The organism is Pseudomonas sp. GW821-FHT10C09 (genome assembly GCF_059415465.1).
The window spans coordinates 210,021-226,889 of sequence record NZ_JBWKNG010000010.1; the positions used below are offsets into that span (position 1 = coordinate 210,021).

The following is a 16,869-nucleotide window of genomic DNA, read 5'->3' on the forward strand; positions in this document are numbered from 1 at the left end:
GCAGCCCTTATGGAAAAACTCAAAGTCATCATCGCGGACGATCACCCGATTGTATTGCTCGGAGTACGAGAACTCGTGGAGCGCGACGAACGCTTTTGCATTGTTGGTGAAGCCGTTTGCTCACAGGGCTTGATCGAACTCATCGAGCAACAACCCGTGGATCTTGTCATCACCGACTACAATATGCCCGGGGATTCGCCCTACGGTGACGGGCTCAGGTTGATCGACTACCTGCAGCAACACTTTGCGCACGTGCAGATCCTGATTCTGACGATGATTTCCAACCCTCTGATTCTCACCCGCCTTCTCGAACTGGGGGTAGCCGGGGTCATTCAGAAAAGTCAGTTGCACACTGAAATCCAGCTCGCCCTTAAGGCCATTGCCCAGCAAAGCACCTATCGCAGCCTGGAACCGGAAAAAACTTCCGTCGTCGAATCCTCCACAGCCATTGATGATCGATTCACCGCCTTGTCGCCCAAGGAGTTTGAAATACTTCGTCTGTTCATCTCGGGCAAGAGTGTCAGTGATATCGCGCGCAGCCAGAACAGAAGTGCGAAAACCATCAGCGCACAAAAAATTTCGGCAATGCGAAAACTTGAAGTCAACAGCGATCAGGACTTGCTGGCCTATTGCCTGGAGCGCAGCGTCTTCAACTAAAAAAATTGTAAAACCGATCTCAAAGCCATTAGTGGATAATGGCTTTCACACACTAGCATCCCACCCGCCGCGCCCCTCTACTTACACAGCCGACCCCATTAGTAGTTATAAGAATCGTCTGATGTCCTCAATAAGCCGCGTTCACTATCGTGTGCTGGCGTTTAGACGTACTCCTTTCTAATCGATACTAATGGACATCATCATGAAGAATTTTTCCCTGGCGTTTATCGCTATGGCAGTTATCGCAGCCTCTGGCGGTGCTTTTGCCGAAGAGCCAGTCAAGCCTGCTCCTGTTAAAGGTGGTAGCGGCAAGATTTCTTTCACCGGCGTCATCAACAACGACGCCTGCTCTGTTGACGGCTCCAACGCTGATCGTGTGATCTCCGTGGACATGGGCAATGTGTCCATCAAGGACATGGGGACTTCCGAAAGCCCGACGTCGGGTCGTGTGACCGGGAAAGATATCAACCTGAACGTCAACTGCAACCTGGGCACCAAAGTGGCCATGATCTTTGACGCCGCCGGCGGTGGTTCGGGTCTGGTCACCGGCAAGAAAGTCCTGGCGCTGACCAAAGGCACCGGCACTGCGGCCAACGTTGGCATCGCCCTGATCGACAGCAATGGTGAATTAATCGACTTGAGTTCCAAGACCACCGCCAGGATCCAGAGCGACATGCACGGTACGGGCACCGCCGGTGGCGACACTACGCTGAGCTTCTCCGCCGCTTATGTCACCACCGCCGGAGCCGGCAAGTCCACCGCCGGTCGCGGTGATGCAACGCTGCCGTTCATCCTGGAATACGAATAAGTCGTAGAGCCAGATCGACCATGCGCGAGGCTTCCCGGCCTCGCCATTCATACAGAGACAACCGGTAATCACTATGTTGCGTCGCTCTATATCTGCTTGCCTGGGTCTACTGGGCTTGCTCATGGCGTGCCAAGCCATGGGCAGTATTTCACTGAGTACCACCCGTATTGTCTTTGACGGCCAATACAGGGAAGCCAATGTCACCGTACGTAATGGCAATCAAGATGTATTGATTCAATCCTGGGTCGACGGTGGCGACGCCAAGACAGGTGCCGCACCTTTTGCTGTCTCACCTCCCCTGGCCCGGATATTCGCCAAGGAGCAGCAGTTGCTGCGAGTTCTGTATGAGGGTGCAGGCATGCCAACTGACAAAGAGTCCGTGGTCTGGCTCAACGTTCAGGAAATACCGCAGACCGCCGTCGCCGTAAATACCTTGCAGTTGGCCGTGCGTCAGCGCATCAAAATATTCTTCCGCCCCGCCGGCCTGCCCGGAGATGCCCTGCTGGCGCCCTCCGAACTTCAATGGCAACTCGTCCAGCGCTCTGGAAAAACCGTTTTAAAAGTCAAAAACCCAAGCCTGTATCACGTTTCCATGGCTGACATAAAACTTCACGGTTCACAGCATGTTGAACTGGCAGCCGACTCGACAATGATTGCACCCGGCGGAGAGAAAGAGTTTGTCGTTACTAAGTTCTCAACGGACAGCAGCACACGCCTGACATTCTCCAGCATTAATGACTATGGCGCTCAAAACCAATACGCAGCAAAACTCGCCAATGGCAATTCAATCAATGCCAACAGCACTGAGGCAGCGTCTACGCCATAACTGTCTATTTAAACTCCCTGGCATGCCTTGGGTATGTTTTTACTCGCCCCGCACCGTAGCTACTCGCGGATGATATAGGTTCTTTGCATGTCTTTTTTTTTCGGCAACAGGCCCAATCATTGCGCAAAAAAATGCACGCGGACGTCACGCCATACAACAACTTTTAGTTCGCTGAAGTTAAATGCGTTATCACTGGCAGTTTTTACGGGCCTGCCTTCTTTGGCACTTGCAACACAAACACCGGAAGACGCTGCCGAACAGCAGCAGATGGAAGCATTCAACACCACGTTCCTGCAAGGTTCACCATCGTCGGTGGACCTGCAACTGTTGCTGTCTGCCAACAGCGTGCTGCCGGGCAACTACCGCGTCGATCTGTATAGCAACGAAGTCTTAGTGGGACGACGCGACATCGATTTCAATCGCAACCTGCAAACGGGTCGTGTCGAGCCATGCCTGACCTTTGACCTGCTCAAACAACTGGGTGTCGACATCGCCCGGCTGCAAACCGATGGCAAACTCGATCCGGACAACCCGCAAAGTTGCTACGACCTGCCGTCGCTGATCGATCAGGCCACCGTGCGTTATGACTCAAGCCGCCTGCGACTGGCTGCCAGCGTGCCGCAAGTGGCGATGCAACGCGGTATGCGCGGCTATGTCGATCCGACGCTGTGGGACGAGGGCGTGCCGGCTGCCTTTATCAACTATCAGTTCAACAGCAGTCGCAACGCCGACAACTACGATACGCGCATCGCCAATAACCTGGGCCTGCGCAACGGCATCAACCTGGGCGGCTGGCGCCTGCGTAACGAGTCGAATTTGAGCACTGGCACCGGCCAGCCGAACACATTTGAGAGCAACCGTAGCTATCTGCAACATGACGTGACTGCACTCAAGGGGCAATTCAGTGCCGGTGAAATTTACTCCGATAGCGATTTGTTCGACAGCGTGCGCTACCGCGGTGTGAAACTGGCTTCCGATGAGGGCATGCGCGCCGATAGCGAGCGCGGCTATGCGCCGATCATCCGTGGTGTGGCGCAAACCAGCGCCACCGTGGAGATTCGTCAGAACAACTACATCCTGTACACCACCACCGTACCGCCAGGACCGTTTGAAATCAGCGACATTTACCCCAGCGGCTCCAACGGTGATCTGGAGATCACTATCATTGAGGCCGACGGACGCCGTCGGGTTACCCAGCAGGCGTTCTCCAGCCTGCCGATCATGGTGCGTGAGGGCCAAGTGAAATACAGCGTCTCTGCCGGTCAGTACAACAGCAACAGCGACGGCATGGCGACACCGCAATTTATCAGCAGCACCCTGGCCTATGGCATTGGCAGCGACCTGACCGGCATCGTCGGCGTACAAGCCAGTGACAACTACAAGGCCCTGTCACTGGGTGCCGGCAAGAACACCTCGCTAGGTGCCTTTTCTGTCGATCTTACTCACTCATCCAGCAGCGCACGCGGGGAAACCACCCAAGGTAACAGTGTGCGAGCGTTGTATGCGAAGACCTTTACCGGCACCGACACCAACTTCACCCTGGCCGCCTATCGCTACTCGACCGAAGGCTACAGAACCCTGACCGACCATGTGGAGGAGCTGAGTGAAGGGGCACAAAAGAGCACCGGTAAATCGAAAACCCGCACCGACCTGACCATCAACCAGAGTATGGGACGCAATCGGGAGCTCGGCAGCCTCTACATCAATGCCAGCGACCAGCGCTACTGGAACCGTGGCGGCTCTCAGAGTTTCACGGCGGGCTACAGCAATAACTGGGGCGATGTCACCTACAACCTCGGAGCGACGCGCACCAAAGATCTTGGCACATGGGGGCCGGCAAACAGCGACACCCAGTTCAACTTGTCGATCTCTTTCCCGCTGGGTAGTCGACCTCGCGCGCCGCGGGCGTTCGTCACCACCAGCACGCAGAAAGGTGGCAACAATACCCAGGCCGGTATCAATGGCTATCTGTCCGACACCAGCGATACCTTCTATTCGGTACAGGGTGGCAACGACAGCACTAGCGGCAACTCTGGGTCGGCCAATATCAATAGCCGTACTTCGGTGGCGGACATCAGTCTGGGCTACAGCCAAGGGCGTGGTTATGACGCGCAGAGCCTTAACGTGGCCGGCTCCGTGGTCGCGCACGCCGGCGGAGTGAACCTGGGACAAACCGTCAGCGAAACCTTCGCATTGGCCGAGGTTCCGGGAGTCCCAGGAGCAAAAATCAGCAGCTACAGTGGCGTTGAAACCGGACGCAACGGCTATGCAGTCATCCCCAACGCCCAACCTTACCGGGTGAACTGGATCAGCCTGGATACCCGTGACTTGAGTGGCGATATCGAGATCGACAACGCAACTCAACAACTGGTACCGCGTCGAGGCGCGGTGGTGGTAGCGCGGTATACCGGTAAAACCGGGCGTCGTGTGCAATTCGAGTTGTTTGATGCACAGAACACGATGATTCCGTTCGGGGCAGTTGTGGAAGACGCCGCCGGCAAACAATTGGCGATCTCCGACCCGAGCGGCAAGGCACTCGCGCTGGTTGAAGAAGACCAGGCCACGCTCACAATCAAGTGGGATGGCAAACAGTGTAAGGCCTCCTACTCACTTCCCGAGCGTAACCAGGCGCTGAACTACGAGCGTCAGCGCCTGGTGTGCACTCCATAAACCTCGTTCCTGAAAGAGCGAGTCAGTTCGTGGAAAAGCCCATCGCAGAGCAAGACAGGAGCAAGATGCCTGACAAGACCAAAAGCGCCGAAGACATCGCCATGTAAGGCTTGGAGTCGAAAACAGAAATTAATCTTATAAGAGGATTTACAGCAACGAAGCGTGTGAGACCGATCAGACCAGGGCCTCAACGGGGGGGCAATTCATCGGCAAACTTAACCTCTGTTGGGCGCGACCAAAACTACATTATGACCGTCAGCAATCGGCCAAAAGCGGAAGTTCAGCCTTCTCACCAAAGACCGCGAACAGAGCTAACGATGAAAGTTATACGCGGCGGTTCGAATGTGGTCTTTAATGTCCATGCTTATATCCAGCCACATTAGCTTCGACTCCCTACGAAGGTGGATGCGCCTAACGGCGGGTTCAGGTTGCCATGCACTTGTCTAATCAAGGAAGAAACGACATTGAAAATAGCTTTGGGCGCCCTGTTGTTGACTTGGCTGACTACTATCGCACTCGCTGACGAGAACCCTGTCGGCTTCCACTCTTCCACACTGGCGGACTCGCACAATTACCGCGCACTGGAGATGGTTGTTTGGTACCCGAGTGCAACCACCGCGGCCACGCAAATGATTGGCGATGATGCGGTGTTTGTCGGGGCTTCTGCCGTTCGTGACGCGCCGCCCGCTGCCGGCGAACATCCATTGCTGGTGCTATCCCATGGATACAGGGGGAACTGGAGCAACCAGATTTGGCTTGCCAGTTCTTTGGCCCAAAAGGGTTACATCGTCGCCGCAATCAATCACCCTGGTACCACGACCCATGACCGCAACCCTCAAGCAGCTGCGCAGTTATGGCAGCGGCCCGTTGATCTGCGCCGAGCCATTGATAGGGTCACGACTCAACCTGAAAAATTTGGGCTGGTCGCCAATGGCCGAATTGCAGTAGCGGGCCATTCACTCGGCGGCTTGACCGCCCTGGAGATCGCCGGTGCTCGTTTCGATTCAGACCTCTTCGCCCATGACTGCAAAGCCCACCCGCAGTTAGCCGGTTGCACCGTTTACGGACAGATAAACCCCGCAAGCACCTCAGATTCAAAGGCCGCGCTGGCCGCCGATTGGCGCGATAAACGCGTCACTGCTGTGATTACATTGGACTTGGGCCTTTCCCGGGGTCTGACCGATGAAAGCCTGGCCGCACTGCCGGTACCAGCGCTGGTGATCGCTGCCGGCGTACCGTCGCGTGAGCTTCCCGCTGAGTTGGAGTCTGCCAACCTGGCCAAACGCCTGCCTCCGGCGTCAAGCCACTACGTCGAAATCAGCGACGCAAGCCATTTCAGCTTCTTGTCGGTGTGCAAACCTGGCGCGCAGGTAATGCTCGAAGAAGAAGTACCAGGCGATGGCATCATTTGCCGGGATGGCGACAGCGCTCGCACGCGTGGGGTGATCCAACAGCAGATTACATCGCTGATAGCAGAGTTTCTTCAGTCATCTATCTACAAAGAAGACAGTTTGTAAAATCGTGATACGAGATCAATCGCCGCGCATTGCTTATCGATGCCGTCCAGGTCGGTATTGACGTGACTTTTGTGCATCGACTGAGGCTCGAGATTAGCCAATAGGCTAATGGTGTCTCATTAAAACGCTGAACCCTGCGCGAGTCGCAAAGCCTTAAATGTTGAGGATGAGATAGCACAAAGATGCCACCTTTACTTCGCCAAGCCTGGCGACTTCTACGCGGTGCCAAAGTAACTACCTACATCTTTCTGATGCTCGGTCCCATGTTTGTCCGCCCGTTCGCCTTTGTCAGGCAACCACACCAATCCCAGCCGGCATACGCGAAACTGCCGGGGCTTAAAAGCGCGCCGTTACTGGTCGCAGGTATATCCGCGGCTACGGTGCAATCGGTTTACCAATGGGTGTTTTGGCTGGAAATGAGCAAACCCGCTCCTGCAAACAAACCTGCCGATTTGCTGCTGCAGCTACACAACACTGAAAGCCTGTACTTCTGGGGGGCCTTTGCTATGACAGCATTGCTGATCTATGCACTGGCTTACCTACGTTGGGGTTATCACTGCGGTGCCATCCATCTGATACGCAAATGGCGACCCGAGCTGGACAAGCCACCGTCGCTATATTTTGTGGTAACAACGGCGTCCTGGGGGCTATGGCTGAGCCTATACAGCGCGGTTGTCGTGCATGGCCTGTGGCAATGGAAAGCCCAAGGGGATATGGGCGAGCTCCTGAGTGTCTATGTTCATACACATCAGGGAAGCGCACTAGTAGTGTTGTTGATTATCGGCGCGGCCTGGAAGCTCGCTGGGCGCAATAGCGAGAATGGTATGAAAGCGATATACGGTGGCTCAAGTTGGCTATACGTTCTGGCGAATTTATTTGCTATCGCGGTGATGGCGTTGTCAGCGCTTCTGCTGTGGAGTTTATAACTGCCGCTGTGCCTTCTGAACACTTGAAGACTATGTCAAGGAGATCGGATTGAACGACCAAAGATAATTCAGTTCCCGGCACCACCACACAACGCTCTTCCTTCCTGGAAACGCACCGGGGTGCTCTGGCAGTTTGCTGGATAGACGGGTGCGAAGTCTCGCGCAAATTCGTTAGCGACACCCCGCCAAAGTTAGTTAACTGGTTAACTCGGTTGGTTAACTTGGCCTAAAGTCTTATGGATCGGAGCTTGTAGCCCGGCCAACTAAACATCTGAGCAGGCTAACCCGGCTATCCGCCAATTCGCCTGAGAGCCAAGCGAGTCGTGCCTTTCATTATAGTTAACTAATAAGTTAACAAAATAAATTACTCAGTTAACTCTTATGTCGCGTCGATCTGACTGTCTCTGTCCCTCCCAAAAAACGCTGGGGTACAAGCTCCCCCGCTCAAGCCCCGGAAACATTGGTCGTTCCCACCGCCCCCCGTTTGTTTGAAATCCGCCACACATTGGATGGTGAACAATCGCGACAAGTAGGGTGGTTGATTGGCGACTGTAGCGCGGGTCTACATTCCCCATCGCGGACAGACTTTCCGTCCTATCTGAATGACCTGCGTAAATCATCGATGACCTGACTGATTGAAGGTCCTTGAATGGCCGGAGGCTCTGGGCTTTCACCGAATTCGCGCCAGATGAACAGCGTCAGCTCTGCTCCGTCGGTTAGCGACTGTGCGTTTTCGTTTGTTGCGAAGGTCTTCAAGAGCCCATATCTCGCATCCTTCCAGAACAGATCTTCGACCCAGTGGTATACCGGAATGAAGTGAAAGTGAATGGGGTACCCGGGGTCATGGCCGAATCTACTGATGTAGAGCCACTTCGGCTTTAACTGCAATTCAAGAGTTTTTTGAACCGTTGCGAGCAGGCCACCCAGTTCGGCCAATGCGCTGTCGGATAGTTCAGACAGCGAGTCGACGTGAGTTCGCGACCCGAGCATCAGATAGCCAGGAAGCGCGGAGGCCAAGTGATGATTGAGTATCCAGTAGTCGGTTTCATGGATGATGAATCGTGGTGCTACTTCCATGTGCAGGTGTCCGTAATTGCGCGGTCAAACAGAACATCAAGGCTTCACAACTTCGTCAGCTTTGGTTGTAGATTCAACCGATCGATGTAACAAATGAGCTAAACCTTTCAGCGGGTGTTTCGTAGTTCAGTGTTGCCGAGGACGGCTATTTAGCTGCCTTGCCACTTAATTCAGCGTAGCAGTGAAAATTCGCAAGTGGGCGGGAGTGTTCCAGAGATATTTTTGTGTGCGGAGTCCTATTTCAGAACTGTCTGATGTCGGAGCGCCAAATAAAAGCTAAGACTTATCGTTTATCAGGGGGATTTAGTCATGTTACCTCTTAAGAATGCTCTCGGGACTCTGCTGTTTCTGGTCTCTATTGGACCTGCCACGAGCTACGCACTGAAGTGCACGACCGTAGACAATAGTTACACGATTACCAGCCCCATAGGGACCGCCATTGCCGTACCTGCGGACGTTCCAGATGGAACAATTATCTGGGAATCGGATGAAATTTTAGCCAAAGTCAAGTGCTTGGATGACCACGAAACGGGTCGAGAGCCAATTTATCTCTGGACAGACCCTGCCAAGCTTTCAAGTATTGGTAAGGGCATTCGTATTGGTATTCGCTACAAAGATATTTTATATCGAAGTGCGAGCAAAATTTATACTGAAGTGGATTCAACTCGTAACGGCGTCGTATTCGATTTAAAATTCTCTGTCATTATCGAAAAGTATGGGAGCGTTCCTGAGAACGGGCAGGCGAGCACGCTGGCGCAATATAGAGTATTTCAAGTTGATGGAAAAGGAGGGCTTTACACTACAAACTTAAATTACATTGTCACTGGGCTTACGAATATCCGTTTCATTCCCTGTTCGCCCGATCTGACAATCACGCCAAGCGTGGTGAATTTTCCGAGAGCGTACGCAGGAGCTGCCGAGAATGGCAAAGTCGCCAGTACGGCAAAGTTCACGCTGGGGCTGAACAAGAACTGCGATACGCCTTTTACAGTCGATGCGAAATTCACCCCGGCCTCCGGAAACGTCATCAGTGGACTGCTGGTCCCGCTCAACAACAGCTCAGTCGGAATAAGGTTGTCACGTGCCGACAACAACATGGCACTTCCCTTCAGTAAATGGTTCAAGCTCGCTGATCTGGATCGCCGGCAACCCGAATCCATTGACTTCAATGCTGATCTGATCTGGCGCGCCGCCCCTGTCATGGGGCCCTTCGAGGCGGCTGTTGTCGTGGATATGATGTACAAGTAGGGACTATCGAATTGCAGAAGGCAGTAGTCTTAGTTCGGCATTGTAAATTTCATAGGTGGTTTCAGCGTAGCAACGTTGGGCTGAGCGTTTTTTTTGGGGGGGGGCGTCGGCAGAACGCCGGATGCAGGAGCTTCAAGTCGAAGGCCTGTAGGGACTTTTTTCTTGGAATAGTGGAAATTCAGATAGCGAGCGACCGCTTTTGGCTGTGGATTCAACCGGTCACTGCCTGCCATTTCTTCTGTGCGCACTGGTTAAATCAGATGTAAACGGTGTGGGCGGTGATGCATGCCAAAATAAGTCCAGTATCGAGCAGCCTGTATCCCTATGTGTATCCCAGGAAAAACTTTATGACACCAGGCCTAATATTCAAGGGGTAAATTCATGCCAGTTCAAACGGCCCCGGCTCCACCAAATACGAAGCAAGACAAAACCCGCCAAGTGCGGGTTTTGTTGCATCTGGGGTTTGGTATCTGGTGGTCCGCCCATCCCCGGCAAACATCGAACCCGGAGCCCTCCATGCGTCAAGCCCTGCTGATCATCGACGTCCAGCCCAGCTTCGCCCCGCCGCAATGGCTTGTCGACGGCATCCAGACGCTCATCGGCACCCTACCCAGCGTCGCTACCGTCGAGCGTCACGACGAAACCAAAACCCATTCCAAAAACAACTCGGCTGTCACCCGGCGCCGGATGATGCCAGCCTGATCGCGGCCGACCGCATCTTCATCAAGCACGGCTACGCGCCAACGCCCGAAACCATCGAATACCTGAAAAACCTGCAAGTGGATCGAATATTGGTCTGCGGACTGCAAACCGAGACCTGCTGCCTGGCCGCCGGGTTTGCGTTGTTTGACGCTGGGTTGCAGCCAACGTTGATTACGGATTTGACGGAGGGGTCATCGCTGGATCGAACCGGCGAGCTGGGCATCAGGCTTTGGGAACACCATTTCAAGCACACGGTGAAATCGACCGAGTTGTAATGCGCACAGGTATTGGGCGGTTCTACACAATCAGGCCTATGCTGGCGTTCTATTCGCAAGGAAGCCGCCATGAAATTCAACATGCTGATTGTCGCGTTAACCCTTTCCCTGTCGTCCGGGTGTGCGTACTACAACGACCGCACTACCGACACCAACAAGACCGGGCGAATTACCTGTGATGCCGAACCGGCCAATCAGCCGGGCTGTTATACGAAACAATCGAAGGATTGGAATTGGGGCGGGTTGAAGTTTGGGGTTGGGGCTTCGAATTAGTTTCAGGTCCTACATCGCGATGGCGGTATGTCAGTCGGCATCCATGTTGAATGAACAACCGCCATCGCGATCAGGCTCACTCCCACAAAGGCGAATCCAGTGTGAGTCAGGGTCTAGACCACTTTCAGATCCACCTCAACATGCCCACGGGTCATCCGTGAATACGGGCAGATCTGATGCGCCGCCTCAGCCAGTTCACGCTTCACCCCGTCCTCCAGCCCGGGAAAGTTGATGTTCAACCTGACCGCCAGCTGAAAATCCCCACCACTGGTTTTACCCAGATCCACCTCGGCATCCACCGACGTGTCTTCCGGCAATTTGATTTTCATCTTGCCCGCCGCCACCTGGATCGCGCCGATGAAACACGCCGAATAACCCAGCGCAAACAGTTGCTCCGGGTTGGTGCCGGGTTTGCCCGAGCCGGGTGAACTGAAGGCGATGTAGAGTTCGCCGTCGCTGGTTTTGCCGGTGCCGGTGCGGCCGCCGACGGTGTGGGTTTTTGCGGTGTACAGAACGGTTTCCAGTGCGGTACTCATGGCCGTGACTCCTGAAGGGAAGCGACAGAGTAGGCAAGCCTAGCAGCGCAGCGGCCGCACACCGGTGACGTTGGTCGGATGAAAAAAAAGGCACTGAGCGATGATCGCCAGTGCCTTTTTTGTGCCCGGACAAACCGTCAGCGCGACAACATGAACGTGTCGTACTCCAGATCTTCCAGCGCCGTGGTCAGCCGGTGTAAACCCAGCAATACGCAGATCAGCAGCGACAGCGTAAACCCGTATCCGAAGAAACTCGGGCCGAGGTACATGCTGAACAGCGTCAGCATCGCGTTCAACACCGCGAACAGCACGCACAGTTCCAGCACCACGGTGCGTTTGTCCAGATAGAAGAACACGTTGAGCAAGGCCATGAACACCACTTGAATGCTCACGCCGATCAGGTCGATGTAGAACAGCGGCAGGTAGTAACTGGAGATACCCAACCAGTCGAGCAAACGCGGGGCGAACAGGAACAACAGCACCGCCGTCAGCCCCTGGACCTTGCAGATTTCCAGCAAGCCCTGGCGGATCGACAAGGTCATTTCGGTTTTCAACTGACCGATGTGCTGCAAGGTTTCGCCTTCGCGGATCGCCCGGAACAGACGGTCGTACCACTCGGCAAAATCGGTTTCGATGCGCACCAGAAACACCGCCATGCCGGGGATGATCGCCAGGTACGCGAGGAAGATCGGCAAGTCGTACAGGATCGACGCACGCAGCGGGCCGACGATTGCGTTGGAGGTCCCGGGGTTGAACCAGAACATGAACTTGTCGATCCAGATGCCCAGGTTGTAGAAGAAACCGGTGGCCAGCAGGCTGAGGAAAACGTTGCGTCGTGCGAGGAAATCGAAGGCGATGAGTTTCTCGGCCCGGTACTCGCGCAGGATGTCGTAGAGGAACAGGAACAGCAGCGTGCTGTGCCCGATCAACAGCGCCAGCAACAAGCCCGGCATCTGCAGAAAGCTCAGCAGGTAAGCACTCGCGACCATCAGCGCGTACCCCACCAGCATCACCAACAAGATGCGGTTATAGGCCTTCATCCCCGAGAGGAAGATGATCACCAGCCACAGGTTGCACAGCACCACAAAGTTGGCCAACACCAATACGCGGTAGATCAGCGGTTGGTCGAACAACAGGCCCAGTACGACGATGCCGAGCAGCCCGGCGCCCAGAGTGACCAGCAACAACACGCCCAACAGGTTGGGCAGGATCTGATCGTACTTGTGTTCAAACAAGCGGTCGGACACGAAGCGGGTGAAGAACAGCTGCAGGCCGCCCGTGAGGATCAGCGAGGTGGCCATCAGGTACGTCACCGTCACCAGAAACTGCCCGACCAACGCGTTCGGCAGCAACAAGCCGATACTGATGATCCCCACCAGCATCACACTGATGATCGACAACACCCACGGCCCGGAGCTGATCAGCCCCGCGTAGACATAGGCGTGCAACGTCGCGGTGTAGGAATCCCGCGAAAGGATTTTTCGCAGTTCGAAGCCAATCCCGGCCATTTAACTGTTCTCCATGGCAGCTTGATACAAGTCGCGATAACGCTGCAGCATCAAGGCTTCGGTGTAGTAACGAGTGACCCGCAACAAGCCGCTGGCCTGCGCGGCCTGCCAGCGTTGCGGGCTGCGCAGCAGTTCGAGGATCGCCGCGCTGGTGGCTTGCGGGTCGGCAATCGCCACCACTTTGCCGGCGTGCCCGAGGTCACGGTCTTCGGCGCTGCCGCCTTCGATCAGTTCGCGGCACGAGCCGACGTCACTGCTGACCACCGGCGTACCGGCGGCCCAGGCTTCGAGGATCACCAGCGGTTGCGCCTCGCTGATCGAGGTCAGCACCATCAGGCCGAGTTTCGGCAGGATGTCCTGAATGCGCTGGAAGCCGAGGAAATGCACCTTGCCCTCCAGGCCCAGGCTGGCCATCAGGCTGCGGCATTCGCTGACGTATTCCGGGTCTTCCTCTTCCGGGCCGACGATCCAGCCTTCGGCGTGGGGCATGGCGCTGATCACGCCGCGCATGGCCCGCAGAAAGGTTTTGACGTCCTTGATCGGCACCACACGGCCGATCAGGCCGACTATCGGCGCAATGCCGTGGGCACGGGATTCCAGCGCGGAGGTCCATACCGGCAGGTCGATACCGTTGGGAATCACCTGGGTGCGGGACGCCATGGCGCCGTCCTTGATCTGCCGCTGACGGTTGCCGTCGTAGAGCGCGATGATGTTGTCGGCGCTGTTGTACGTCAGTTGGCCGATGCGCTCGAAGAAGCGTACCCACAAGGTGCGGATGTAACCGGAGCCGGCATCGAGACTGCGGTTCAGCGCCTGGCCCGAACTCTCGGCAATCCAGCTGGCCTGCGCCAGGTCGATCTTGCGTTCCTTGGTGTAGATGCCGTGCTCGCTGAGCAAATAAGTGCAGTTCCAGCGCTGCTTGAGAATGCACCCGAGAAAACCCGCGTAGCCGGTGGAAATCGAATGCAGCACCCGCGCTTGCGGCATACGCCGCGCGGCTTCGGCGAGCATCAGCAACGGCGACTGCATCGAGCGCAGGGTCCAGAAATAATTGACGAAGGACGGGTCGGCGCAATGCTGACGGTAGCCTTCGCTCAGGGTTTCCCAACTGGCGCGGCTGCGCAGCACGTCATCGAGGGTCATGCGGCCTTGGGCGATGCAGTCGAGCAAGCGTTCGCCCATGTCGAGGTCAGGCGCATCCGGGTGATGCAGGAAGCGATACAAATCCTGCAACTGCTGTTCGTCCGCCTCGCGCGGATCGCCCAGCGTCTTGGTCGGATGCGTGGCGTCTTCGAGGAACACTTCTTCGATGTGCAGCACGTTGGCCGGCACTTCATAGCGGCGCGCCGAATAAGCCTGACGCTGACCACCAATGAACATCACCGAGAAGGTCAGTTCCGGCAGTCCAAGAATCATCTGGTGAATCCAGCTGGAAACACCGCCGCGCACGTACGGCCAGGTGCCTTCGAGCAGCAGGCAAATGTCGGCAACGGGTGCCTGTTCCTTGTGACTCATGTCCAGCTCCTGACCAATGCAGCGAACGGTGGTCGCTGACGGGTTTCTTCGGGGAGGCGTGCGAGCAGTCCGGGAATTTCGTGATAGCGACCGGCCTCGAAGGCCAGTTCGGCGTGGAACGGCAGCACCTGCGCTGCGCCCATACCGTTCTCCTGGGCCTGACGGAGCAGCACTTCAGCGCGCTCGATGTCGCCACGCTCCAGCGCGATGCGCCCGGCCAGCAGAAACAGCTCACCGCCCTCGCCGGCTTCCAGGCCGAGCTCGGCATGTTCGCTGGCTTGATTGAGCACGTGGTCGAGCACGCTGCCTTGCGCCAGCCCCAGATACGCCAGTTCCCAATACCAGCGCGCCAGCCGGCCATGCAGCGCACCCGCCGCTTTGACGTTGGCGTCGGGCAGTTCACTCAGCGCGATCTGGATGTGCAGGTTGATGTCGCTTTCCTGCTTGTCGAGCATCGAATACGCCAGCAGCCGCACATCGTCGCTCGGGTCGGCCAGCGCCAGTTTGAGGATCGGCACGGCTTCTTTGCCGGGCATGCGCCGGGTGGCCAGCAACGCAGCCAGACGCTGGTCCGGATCGGGCGCATGACGTAGTACGTCCTGCAAACCGCCATCGGCAAACACCGGTTTGTGCAATTGCAGCTGCGCCCGATACGGAAGTTTCGGAATGCCCACCGCTTGCCACGCCTGCTTGTCGCGTTTGCGCGGCAGGTACAGCGCCGGGAAAATCGCCGCGACCACACCGACCGCCCCCAACACCGGCACAAAGAACGCCAGGCTGAAGATGAACAGCGGGCTCCACGGCAGCGGCGAACGGTAACGCGCCGGCAGCAGCAACCACACCGCCGCGCACAACATCACGCAGGCCAGGCCATGGCTCAAGGTGAACACCAGCAGTTGTTGTAATTCAGGCGCCGCGACCCACAAGCTGGCCCAACTGCCTGCCTCTAACAACAAGGCTCCGCTAAACAGCCACTTGCTGATCATTCAGGCCACACTCGTTGAACAGGAAATTACGCAGCCCGTTGCGTTCACAGCCAGGCTCCAGGTTGAACGGCAGCACACGCACGCCAAGGCTTTCCAGGCTGCTTTCGATACCAAAGTGCTCGTGCAGCAACAGGTTGATCCGCGCCAGATACCCTTCGGTGCCTTGCGGGCTGGTCAACGGCAACAGCACCAGCAACAACGAATGATCGCGGTCGTTACGCAGCGACAATTGCAAATCGAGACCGCGCTGACTGCGCTCAAACAGTCGCGCCAGCTCATCGTTTGGACGGGTCATTTCGAAGGCAAACAGACCGGCCGCCAATTTGTGCTGCTCAACGTCCACCAGCGAGCGCTTGAGTTGCAGCGTGAAGTGCTGCGCATCCGCATCAGCCAGTTGCAGCACTTGCGGGTCGCGGCGCAGCAGGTCGGCAATGTGCCCGGCGAGCAAGGCCAACAGGCTCAACGTGCGATCCTGAAAGGCAAAGAAAGGCATCTGCCGCACTGCCAGAATCGCCAGCAAGCGACCTTCGGCATCGATCAGCGGAATGCACGCCTGCAGCGACGAAAACTGCGCCGAGCTGCCGGCGTCGATCAGTTCCTGACGCACGCTGACCAGTTCACCGCGCTCCAGGCACAGCTTGACCAGACCGTCTTCGGTGCCCAACGGCCCCATGATGCCGATGGTCGCCAAGGCTTCCGGCAAGACGTTTTCTTCACGCTCATCGACGCGGTACAAACCGGCCACGCGTAACGCGCCGTATTGACCGAGCATGGTCACGATCGGGTCGGCCAGCGCGGCCAATGCATCGCCTTCGTCCGGCATGACTCGCAGCTTGTCGCGCAAGCCGAGCAAGGAGCTGCGCAAACTCTGATCGCTGCCCGCCACGCGCTGCTCAAGCAGGTCATGGGAGACCCGCAAAATCTGGTGCGCGCGGGTGAATTCGTCGAGACGGTATTGGCGGTAATCGTTGGCCATCTGCAGACGCTGCAAGCGCCGCTCCCACAGATCGCGAACCTCGCCCACCAGCATGCCGCTGACCAGCACGCCGACGATGAACGACGGATCGAGCTGCTCGTAGCCTTCATGCCCGACGTAGCGCAGGGCGAACATCGCCATCACCAGCAGACTGGCGCTGACCAGGCCGCGCACAAAACCGTAGCGCACACCCAGCAGCAATGGCGCGAGCACCGGCCAGGGAAAACCGGCGTGCATTTGCAGCGGGTCCTGCGGGGTCAGCCACAGGCCGAGGCCGATGGCCCCGCCCGTCACCAACAGCGTTTCCAGCCAGGACACCGGGCCGCTGGCACGCGGCGCGAGGCTGTAATCCATGTGAGGAGAATTCAT

At 56.6% G+C, this 16,869-nt stretch carries 14 protein-coding genes and 1 pseudogene; 9 read left to right on the forward strand and 6 right to left on the reverse strand.

Translation table 11 applies throughout. The annotated features are described in order from the left end of the window. The first annotated feature begins 9 nt into the window (after positions 1-9). From AC07N8_RS12830 to AC07N8_RS12855, 6 genes are all read left to right on the forward strand, one after another. Positions 10-657, forward strand: a complete 648-nt coding sequence (locus AC07N8_RS12830) for a response regulator (RefSeq protein WP_493143855.1) — start codon at positions 10-12, stop codon at positions 655-657. 202 nt (positions 658-859) lie between these two features. Then, positions 860-1,465, forward strand: a complete 606-nt coding sequence (locus AC07N8_RS12835; RefSeq protein ID WP_493143857.1) for a fimbrial protein — start codon at positions 860-862, stop codon at positions 1,463-1,465. Between the two features lie 73 nt (positions 1,466-1,538). Next, positions 1,539-2,291: a fimbrial biogenesis chaperone gene (locus AC07N8_RS12840; RefSeq protein ID WP_493143859.1), complete on the forward strand. Its 753-nt coding sequence runs from the start codon at positions 1,539-1,541 to the stop codon at positions 2,289-2,291. Positions 2,292-2,378: 87 nt separating this feature from the next. Beyond that, on the forward strand, positions 2,379-4,961 hold the full coding sequence (locus tag AC07N8_RS12845; protein WP_493143861.1) for a fimbria/pilus outer membrane usher protein: 2,583 nt from the start codon (positions 2,379-2,381) through the stop codon (positions 4,959-4,961). A gap of 464 nt (positions 4,962-5,425) precedes the next feature. Further along, entirely contained in the window at positions 5,426-6,478 is a 1,053-nt protein-coding gene (locus tag AC07N8_RS12850; protein ID WP_493143863.1) for an alpha/beta hydrolase family protein, read from the forward strand. 182 nt (positions 6,479-6,660) lie between these two features. Then, positions 6,661-7,404 carry a hypothetical protein gene (locus AC07N8_RS12855; RefSeq protein ID WP_493143865.1) on the forward strand — a complete coding sequence of 248 codons (744 nt, stop codon included), beginning with the start codon at positions 6,661-6,663 and terminating at the stop codon, positions 7,402-7,404. Between the two features lie 594 nt (positions 7,405-7,998). Here AC07N8_RS12855 and AC07N8_RS12860 read toward each other — a convergent pair. Then, positions 7,999-8,481, reverse strand: coding sequence for an HIT family protein (locus tag AC07N8_RS12860; protein WP_493143867.1), 483 nt, complete (start codon positions 8,479-8,481; stop codon positions 7,999-8,001). A 309-nt stretch (positions 8,482-8,790) separates the two neighbouring features. Here AC07N8_RS12860 and AC07N8_RS12865 point away from each other — a divergent pair, with 309 nt between their 5' ends. The 3 genes and pseudogenes from AC07N8_RS12865 to AC07N8_RS12875 all read left to right on the forward strand — a co-directional run bounded on the left by AC07N8_RS12865 (position 8,791) and on the right by AC07N8_RS12875 (position 10,979). After that, positions 8,791-9,729 carry a fimbrial protein gene (locus AC07N8_RS12865; RefSeq protein ID WP_493143869.1) on the forward strand — a complete coding sequence of 313 codons (939 nt, stop codon included), beginning with the start codon at positions 8,791-8,793 and terminating at the stop codon, positions 9,727-9,729. 516 nt (positions 9,730-10,245) lie between these two features. Further along, positions 10,246-10,706: pseudogene (locus tag AC07N8_RS12870) on the forward strand (isochorismatase family protein). Positions 10,707-10,775: 69 nt separating this feature from the next. Then, positions 10,776-10,979, forward strand: coding sequence for a hypothetical protein (locus AC07N8_RS12875; protein ID WP_483842463.1), 204 nt, complete (start codon positions 10,776-10,778; stop codon positions 10,977-10,979). Positions 10,980-11,092: 113 nt separating this feature from the next. Here the strand turns inward: AC07N8_RS12875 and AC07N8_RS12880 are convergent, their stop codons facing one another. The 5 genes from AC07N8_RS12880 to AC07N8_RS12900 all read right to left on the reverse strand — a co-directional run bounded on the left by AC07N8_RS12880 (position 11,093) and on the right by AC07N8_RS12900 (position 16,869). Then, positions 11,093-11,515 carry an organic hydroperoxide resistance protein gene (locus AC07N8_RS12880; RefSeq protein ID WP_493143871.1) on the reverse strand — a complete coding sequence of 141 codons (423 nt, stop codon included), beginning with the start codon at positions 11,513-11,515 and terminating at the stop codon, positions 11,093-11,095. A 137-nt stretch (positions 11,516-11,652) separates the two neighbouring features. Next, positions 11,653-13,023 (reverse strand): exopolysaccharide Pel transporter PelG, encoded by a 1,371-nt coding sequence (gene pelG, locus AC07N8_RS12885; RefSeq protein ID WP_483842461.1) that lies wholly within the window; start codon positions 13,021-13,023, stop codon positions 11,653-11,655. Further along, complete coding sequence (gene pelF / locus AC07N8_RS12890) at positions 13,024-14,538, reverse strand: GT4 family glycosyltransferase PelF (protein WP_493143873.1); 1,515 nt, start codon at positions 14,536-14,538, stop codon at positions 13,024-13,026. Further along, positions 14,535-15,524 carry a HEAT repeat domain-containing protein gene (locus AC07N8_RS12895; RefSeq protein WP_483842459.1) on the reverse strand — a complete coding sequence of 330 codons (990 nt, stop codon included), beginning with the start codon at positions 15,522-15,524 and terminating at the stop codon, positions 14,535-14,537. The genes pelF and AC07N8_RS12895 overlap by 4 nt, the downstream gene beginning before the upstream one ends. Next, positions 15,502-16,869, reverse strand: coding sequence for a PelD GGDEF domain-containing protein (locus AC07N8_RS12900; protein WP_493143874.1), 1,368 nt, complete (start codon positions 16,867-16,869; stop codon positions 15,502-15,504). The genes AC07N8_RS12895 and AC07N8_RS12900 overlap by 23 nt, the downstream gene beginning before the upstream one ends.